Here is a 5583-nt window from a genome sequence, read left to right on the forward strand (position 1 = left end):
GCGCACGCCGAAGGCCGCCGCGCCGAAGGGCGACGAGGCGGAGGCGCCCGCAGCCCCGGCGGAGCCGGTGGCGCCGGCGACCAACGACGCCTGATCGGTTTTCCTGGCCCGCTTGAGGTCGGGATGCCACCTTGAGAGATTGCCAACCGCGCGCCGCACCCCGGCGCGCGGTTTTTTCATATCTGGTTCGCACTGGACGATTTCCCCTTTTGTTGTCGAAATGCAACACTATATCCAGCAAGCGGTCGTGTTTCGGCCGCCCGGACGCCGTATCGGGTCCGGAGTCCGAAAAGGGTGCTCTGCTTCGGGGGGCAGCCGGATCTGGAGGTCAAAGATGAATTTTGAAAAATACACTGAGCGTGCCCGCGGTTTCGTCCAGTCGGCACAGACCTATGCGCTGGGGCAATCGCATCAGCAGTTCACCGCCGAACACCTGCTCAAGGTCTTGCTCGATGATCCGGAAGGGATGGCGGCCGGTCTGATCGAGCGCGCCGGCGGGCGCGTCAAGGACGCGGTTCTGGCCAATGAAAAAGCTCTTTCCGCCCTGCCCAAGGTTTCGGGCGGTGCGGGTCAGCTTTATCTCGCTCCGGCACTGGCGCAGGTGTTCGATCAGGCGGAGAAGATTGCGGAGAAGGCGGGCGATTCCTTCATCACCGTCGAGCGGCTCCTGCTGGCGCTGGCGATGAACAAGGAGAGCGACGCGGGCAAGGCGCTGGCCAACGCAGGCGTGACGCCGGCGCGGCTGAACGAGGCGATCAACGATCTGCGTCAGGGGCGCACGGCCGACAGCGCCTCGGCGGAAAGCCAGTATGACGCTCTCAAGAAATATGCCCGCGACCTGACCCAGGCGGCACGGGACGGCAAGCTCGACCCGGTGATCGGCCGTGATGACGAGATCCGCCGGACCATGCAGGTCCTGTCGCGCCGGACCAAGAACAACCCGGTGCTGATCGGTGAGCCCGGGGTCGGCAAGACCGCCATCGCCGAAGGTCTGGCGCTTCGGATCGTCAATGGCGATGTGCCGGAAAGCCTGAAGGACAAGAAGCTGCTGGCGCTCGACATGGGGGCGCTGATCGCCGGTGCGAAGTACCGGGGCGAATTCGAGGAGCGTCTGAAGGCGGTTCTGTCCGAGGTGCAGGCGGCGGCCGGCGGCATCGTGCTGTTCATCGACGAGATGCATACGCTGGTCGGTGCGGGCAAGGCGGATGGGGCGATGGATGCCTCCAACCTCCTGAAGCCGGCACTGGCGCGCGGTGAATTGCATTGCGTCGGCGCGACGACGCTCGACGAGTACCGCAAGCATGTGGAGAAGGACGCGGCGCTGGCCCGTCGCTTCCAGCCGGTGTTCGTGTCCGAGCCGACGGTGGAGGACAGCATCTCGATCCTGCGCGGCATCAAGGACAAATACGAGCTGCATCACGGGGTGCGGATCACCGATTCGGCGATTGTCGCGGCGGCGACCCTGTCGAACCGCTACATCACCGACCGGTTCCTGCCGGACAAGGCGATCGACCTGGTGGACGAGGCGGCGAGCCGTCTCAGGATGCAGGTCGACAGCAAGCCGGAGAAGCTGGACGAGCTGGATCGGCGCATCATCCAGTTGAAGATCGAGCGCGAGGCGCTGAAGAAGGAAACCGACACGGCGGCGAAGGATCGGCTGGAAAAGCTGGAAGGCGAGCTGGCCAATCTGGAAGAGGAAGCGGCTGAGCTCACCGCCCGCTGGCAGGGCGAGAAGCAGAAGCTGTCCTCGGAGCAGAAGCTGAAGGAGCAACTGGATCAGGCGCGCGGCGATCTGGAAAAGGCGCAGCGCCAGGGGGATCTCGCCAAGGCCGGCGAGCTTGCCTATGGCGTCATCCCGGATCTGGAAAAGGCGCTGTCGGACGCCGAGGGCAGCGATGTCGCGGGCGGCGCGATGGTCGAGGAGGCGGTGACCACCGACCATGTCGCCCATGTGGTCTCCCGCTGGACCGGTATCCCGGTCGACAAGATGCTGGAAGGCGAGCGCGAAAAGCTGCTGCGCATGGAAGACGAACTGGCGCGGCGGGTGATCGGTCAGCAGGAAGCCGTGCATGCGGTGTCCACGGCGGTGCGGCGGGCGCGGGCCGGCCTGCAGGATCCGAACCGGCCGATCGGCTCGTTCCTGTTCCTCGGTCCGACCGGTGTCGGCAAGACGGAGCTGACCAAGGCGCTCGCCGAGTTCCTGTTCGACGACGAGATGGCCATGGTCCGTCTCGACATGTCCGAATACATGGAGAAGCATTCGGTCGCTCGGCTGATCGGCGCGCCTCCGGGCTATGTCGGGTATGAAGAGGGTGGTGCCCTGACCGAGGCGGTGCGGCGCCGGCCTTATCAGGTGGTGTTGTTCGATGAGATCGAGAAGGCGCATGCGGATGTGTTCAACGTGCTGCTGCAGGTGCTCGACGATGGCCGCCTGACCGATGGTCAGGGGCGCACGGTCGATTTCCGCAACACGCTGATCATCATGACCTCGAACCTGGGGTCCGACTATCTGGTGGCCCAGGCGGAGGGCGAGGAGTCCTCGGCGGTGCGCGATCAGGTGATGGCGGTGGTGCGGGGGCACTTCCGGCCCGAGTTCCTCAACCGGCTGGACGATCAGATCCTGTTCCACCGGCTGCAGCGCTCGCAGATGGCGGCGATCGTCGACATCCAGCTGCGGCGCCTTCAGGGCTTGCTGGCCGATCGCAAGATCACCCTCAAGCTCGATGATGGGGCGCTCGGTTGGCTGGCGCAACGGGGGTATGACCCGGCTTATGGCGCCCGGCCGCTGAAGCGGGTGATCCAGCGCGAGGTGCAGGATCCGCTCGCCGAGATGATCCTCGCGGGCAAGGTGGCCGACGGGCAGACGGTTGAGGGGTCGGCCGGCTCCGACCGGCTTCTGTTCCAGGTGGCGGAGGCGGAAAGCGCCGCCGCCTGATCGGAGCAGCCCCGCGATCTGCCGCCGCCGGGTCCGACCGGCGACGGCGCAAGCGAGAAGAAAAGACAACAGCCCCGTCCGGCTTCCGGGCGGGGCTGTTTGCGTCGCAGAGCGTCTCGGTGATGCGCCGTTCCGGGCGCCGCCCGATCAGAGACGGTCGGCCGAAGCCACCCGGGAGGGGCCATCGGCACGGTCGATCAGGGTGTCGATCCGCTCGCGCTCGCGATTGAAGGCGGCGAGAAGGTCTCCATCCAGCACCCGTCCGCGTGGCAGGCGAATGCGCATCGGGTCGACGAACCGGCCGTTGACCTTGACCTCGTAGTGAAGGTGCGGGCCGGTCGACAGGCCGGTCGAACCGACATAGCCGATCACCTGGCCCTGACGCACGCGCACGCCTTCCTCGATGCCCTTGGCGAAGCTCGTCTGGTGGCTGTAGGTGGACAGGTAGCCATTGGCGTGCTGGATCTCGATGCGCCGGCCATAGCCGGACACCCAGCGGGCCTTGACCACCACGCCATTGCCGGCGGCCATGATCGGCGTGCCACGCTTGGCCGACCAGTCGACGCCGCTGTGCAGGCGCATGGTGCGGATGATCGGGTGCCGGCGCATGCCGAAGCCGGAGCGGTAGCGACCGCCGGACAGGGGCTTTCGCATCAGGAACTTCTTCGCGCTCTTGCCGGTCTCGTCGTAGAAATCGACCACCCCGTCATCGGGAGTGCGGAAGCGGTAGAAGCGACGGGTGGTGCCGCGCGAGGTGAGCGAGGTGTAGAGGATCTCCGCCGGCATGTCGCTTTCCGCTTCGTCCAGCCCGTAGAACACCTCGAAGGAATCGCCCGGCTTGACCCGGGACTTGAAATCCACGTCGAAGGAGAAGATCCGCACCAGGTCGGAGATCAGATCGCCGTTCACGTCCTGCTCGAGCGCGGTCTGGTAGAGACTGTCGTAGAGGGTCGGCGTGGTGCCGGCGTAGCCGACCCGGTCCGCCTCGGCGAAGGCATCGGCAAGGAAGGTGTCCGGCGCTTCGGCCGGCACGAACGCGCCGGTGTCGGACCGGGCGATGGTGGCTCGGTGCGCGGTGTCCTCGTAAAGGCTGATGCGCTGCGGCTGCATCCGCTCCGGGATGTCGCGTTCCGGGGCCAGGGCGATGCGCAGACGCTGGCCTTCCGTCAGGCTGCCGATGCCGAATTCCTGTTCGAAGCTGGCGACGATGGCGTCCGCCTCTTCCTCGCTGGCGTCGTTTTCGACCAGCACGTCGCGGAAGCTGCGATCACCGGCCACGGGGATGATCTTCTCTTCCATGCCGGCGAAGCCTTCCGCGTCGTCGGACTTGGAGACGAAGGAGACATTCTCCGGCGTGATCCGGACGGACAGGCGCGACAGTTCCGGTTGCTGGGCGAGGTTGAAGTCGAAACGGCCGGGATCGATCACCGGCTCGTTTTCCGTGGCAATGGCATTGCCGGACAGGAAGCGCGCGGTCTGGCGGACGGTGCGCTCGATTTCCAGGTCGCCGGGCGCCTCCACCATGCTGGCAAGCGGATTGTCGATGGGAAAGTCGCGAACGCTGATAGAGACTTCGCCATCCACCCGTGCATCGTAGACCGCATCGCTGACGGCGCGCTGCGGCAGCGCATTGTTGTCGGCAAAAAGACTGAGCGGGTTGAAGGGCGGGATGTCGGCGGCCTGGTCGCGGCTGGCGCGGGTGGCGAGGGTGGCGGTGACAAGCGCATAGGGGCGCAGCTTGATGTGATCGCGGTCGCCAACCCGGTGCACCGTGGACACGGGAACGATCTGGCGATTGGAGTATTGTGCGGTCGAGCGGATCACCCGGTCGCCCTTGGTCCTGGACAAACCGAGCCGGCCGCGCTGCTGGGGATTGGCATCTTCACCGCGCACGGGGGCAGCGGACACCTCGTATTGGCCATCGAGCGCAGCCACCAGGGCGCCGCCCATCAGAGTGACCGAGGTCAGTCCGGTCAGAATCGAGCCGGTGAGCCAGCGCAGGCTCACCCGGCGTCGGTCCGGCAGCTGGTTGCGCTCGTCATAGACCATGAGGGGCGGCTCGTCGCCGAGGTCGACCTGATCCCTGTGACCTGGATGTTGGCCGCCAATATGCATCGTGTCTTGCTCTTTTCCGTTTTGCTTCGAGAGTGTCACGAGGATGCCCCGGTCGGAGCAACGGGCACGCGGACCGCGCAACCCCTTATAGGTGCCTCGGTGGACACGAGCAATCCGGCGTATTTATGGCGAGGGGGGCCTGGCGGCCTGCTTGCACTGCTTTTGGGCTTGATCGTTGATCCTGGCGGCTTCCGATGACGTTTGTTTGACGTTTGTGGTTTGTTTGGCTGTGCGTTTTGGGTGTGTTTGGGTGTGTTTGGGTGTGTTTGGGTGTGTTTGGGAGTGGTTTGCGGGGCTTTGCGGCGTCGAGCTTCGCGCGCTCCTGCGGCTGTTGATAGTTTTAAGGTGTTGGGATTGTTTGTGTTTTTGTGTTTGTCGGGGTGTGTTGTTCACAAGGGGTTTGGTGTGAGTGGTGGGTTTTTTGGGGTCTTGCGTTTTTTTCTGGGTGTCGGGCTTGACGGTTTGCGGGGGCGGTGGGTATATAGCTCCCACAACGACGGCGGCGCCGGGGTTTGGCCGGCGCCTTGAGCTGT

General features: G+C 65.3%; 2 protein-coding genes. One reads left to right on the forward strand and one right to left on the reverse strand.

The annotated features are described in order from the left end of the window. Positions 1 to 334: 334 nt before the first annotated feature. Complete coding sequence (gene clpB, locus LC062_RS21180; protein WP_224913142.1) at positions 335 to 2935, forward strand: ATP-dependent chaperone ClpB; 2601 nt, start codon at positions 335 to 337, stop codon at positions 2933 to 2935. A gap of 147 nt (positions 2936 to 3082) precedes the next feature. On the opposite strand, the gene LC062_RS21185 is transcribed toward clpB, so the two are convergent. Then, positions 3083 to 4984: a M23 family metallopeptidase gene (locus tag LC062_RS21185; protein WP_224913143.1), complete on the reverse strand. Its 1902-nt coding sequence runs from the start codon at positions 4982 to 4984 to the stop codon at positions 3083 to 3085. Positions 4985 to 5583 lie beyond the last annotated feature (599 nt).

Source organism: Stappia indica (assembly GCF_020177335.1).
Taxonomy (GTDB): domain Bacteria; phylum Pseudomonadota; class Alphaproteobacteria; order Rhizobiales; family Stappiaceae; genus Stappia; species Stappia indica_B.

Coding starts and splice junctions, on each gene's coding strand:
- LC062_RS21185 (WP_224913143.1), bottom strand. CDS start 4,984: ATGGTCTATGACGAGCGCAACCAGCTGCCGGACCGACGCCGGGTGAGC.
- clpB (WP_224913142.1), top strand. CDS start 335: ATGAATTTTGAAAAATACACTGAGCGTGCCCGCGGTTTCGTCCAGTCG.